Annotated in this window: 2 protein-coding genes; both read left to right on the top strand. The window is 63.5% G+C overall.

Features of this window, described 5'->3' with window-relative positions:
• The first annotated feature begins 146 nt into the window (after nt 1-146).
• Complete coding sequence (gene istA, locus CWO89_RS43255) at nt 147-1400, top strand: IS21 family transposase (protein ID WP_130584278.1); 1254 nt, start codon at nt 147-149, stop codon at nt 1398-1400.
• Entirely contained in the window at nt 1397-2275 is an 879-nt protein-coding gene (istB, locus tag CWO89_RS43250) for an IS21-like element helper ATPase IstB (RefSeq protein ID WP_130584277.1), read from the top strand. Before istA ends, istB begins: the two co-directional genes overlap by 4 nt.
• Nucleotides 2276-2349 lie beyond the last annotated feature (74 nt).

The raw sequence follows: 2349 nt of genomic DNA, 5'->3' as shown, positions 1-2349 counted from the left end.
GTGTTGATGCCTGAGTAATTCTCCCCAGAAGTGCCGTTTGAAAAATCCCCAGTTGATCGTGCCGCCCATCCTCAGGGCGCGCCCTGAGGATGGGCGGCGAATCGATCACCCGATCCTGCTCTGCCCAGAACGAGGGAGCGGGTGCGGTGATCAAGCTTGGGGAAGTCATCATGATACTTGATCTTCATCGGCAGGGGCTGACGGTTTCGGCGATCGCCCGCGAACTCGGGATCGATCGAAAGACCGTTCGCAAATGCATCGCTCGCGGCCTGGAGCCGCCGGTTTATGGTCCACGCAAGCCACGCCAGCGCCGGATCGACCCATTCGTGTCCTATTTGGGCGGGCGGGTGACGGCGTATCCCGGTCTGACCGGCCGCCGGCTCTTACGGGAGCTGCGCGAACGCGGCTACGAGGGCGGCTACACCGCCGTCACCGATGTGCTGCGCGAGATTCGTCCTGCCCCATTGCCGATCTTTGAAGTTCGCTTCGAGACGCCGCCGGGCGACCAGGCGCAGGTCGACTTCGCTCAATTCCAGGTGCAGTTCACTGACGAGCCGGCGGCCACCCGCATCGTTTGGCTGTTCTCCTTGGTGCTCGGCTTCAGCCGGCTAATTTGGGCGCGCTTTGTCCTGCATCAGGACATGCAGACGGTTCTGCGCTGCCACATGGCGGCCTTCGAGGCGATCGGCGGCATCCCCCATGAGATCCTGTACGACCGCATGAAGACGGCTGTCATCGGCGAGGCCGGCGGCAGTATCGTCTACAACCGGGCGCTGGTCGACTTCGCCCGACATTATGGCTTCCAGCCCAAGGCCTGCCGTCCGTATCGGGCCAAAACCAAGGGCAAGGTCGAGCGACCCTATCGCTATATCCGCGAGGACTTCTTCCTCGCCCGCTCGTTCCGAAATCTCGACGACCTGAATGCCCAACTACGTCATTGGCTGGATACGGTGGCCAATCCGCGTGTACACGCCACGACCCAGCGCGTCGTCAACAGCGCCTTCGCCGAGGAGAAGGGGCATCTCAAAACGCTGCCGCTGGCCCCCTTCCGCTCGGTCCTGAAACTGGAACGGCGGGTCTCGCATGAAGGCATGGTGAGCGTCGGCGGCAATCTCTACAGCGTTCCCGACGCAACCCGGAAGCGGGTCGTTGAGGTGCATACGCTCGCCGACGAAGTTCGGATCTTCGAAGACGGCGCCCTGATCGCCGCGCACCCTGTGCTGGAGGGCCGCCATCAGCGCCGGGTTGCCACGGGGCATCGGAAAGTGCCCCGGATCACCGCTCCCCACTGCGACAAACCGACCTTGATCCTGCGTACCGGCGACGTCGTCGCTGCCCGCCCGCTCGACTTCTACCAGGCCGTCGGCCGGCGCCTGGCCGGTCAAGGAGATCAGCCATGAACGCGACCATCGAGATCGTACCGTCCATCCTCGACCGCATCCGCAAAACCCTCGTCGGCTTGAAGATGCCGAGAGCTCTGGAGGTGCTGGACCAAACCGTGCGTCAGCTCGAGCGCGGCGAAGCCAGTGCGTTGGAAGTCATCGACACCTTGTTCGCCGAGGAACTGACGCTGCGCGAGAACCGCCGCATCAAGATGGCGCTGCGGATGGCCAAGCTCTCGACCATCAAAACGCTCGCAGGCTTCGACTTCTCGTTCCAGCCGTCGCTCGATCGCAATCGCATTCTCGCGCTGGCCCAGCTCGATTTTGTCGACCGCCATGAGGTGATCCACTTTCTTGGGCCACCCGGAACCGGCAAGAGCCATCTCGCCACGGCGCTCGGCGTGGAGGCCGTGAAGGCCGGGCGCAGCGTCTATTTTGCCAGCCTTGCCGACATCATCGGCGCTCTCGCCAAGGCCGAACGGGAGGGGCAATTGCGCGAGCGGATTCGCTTCCTGTGCCGGACCTCGCTGCTGATCGTCGACGAAATCGGATACCTGCCCGTCATCCCCGGCGGCGGCAATCTGTTCTTCCAGCTCGTCAACGCTCGCTACGAGCGTGGCGCCATGATCCTCACCTCCAATCGCGGCTTCGCCGAATGGGGTGAGGTCTTTGGCGACCCGGTGGTGGCCACGGCGCTGCTCGATCGGCTACTTCACCATGCGGTCGTCGTCCAGATCGAAGGATCAAGCTACCGCCTGCGACAGCATGCCGATCTCATGCCCGAGCACGTCCGTTCCAAGGCCTCCATCAACTCGCCAATCCCGGCACAGCCGCCGCGCCGCCGCGGTCGACCACTCAAACATGGAGCCAACGATCACCAGCCAGCCGGCTGATCACCGGGGTACCGCCCACCTGGGGAATTTTACTTCGGCACATCTGGGGAAATTTGGAGCGGCATTGACACGCG

This window comes from Bradyrhizobium sp. Leo170 (assembly GCF_004296405.1).
In the GTDB taxonomy this organism is placed as follows: domain Bacteria; phylum Pseudomonadota; class Alphaproteobacteria; order Rhizobiales; family Xanthobacteraceae; genus Bradyrhizobium.
Note: the sequence above shows the minus strand (reverse complement) of the source record. Positions and strands in the feature narration are given on the sequence as shown.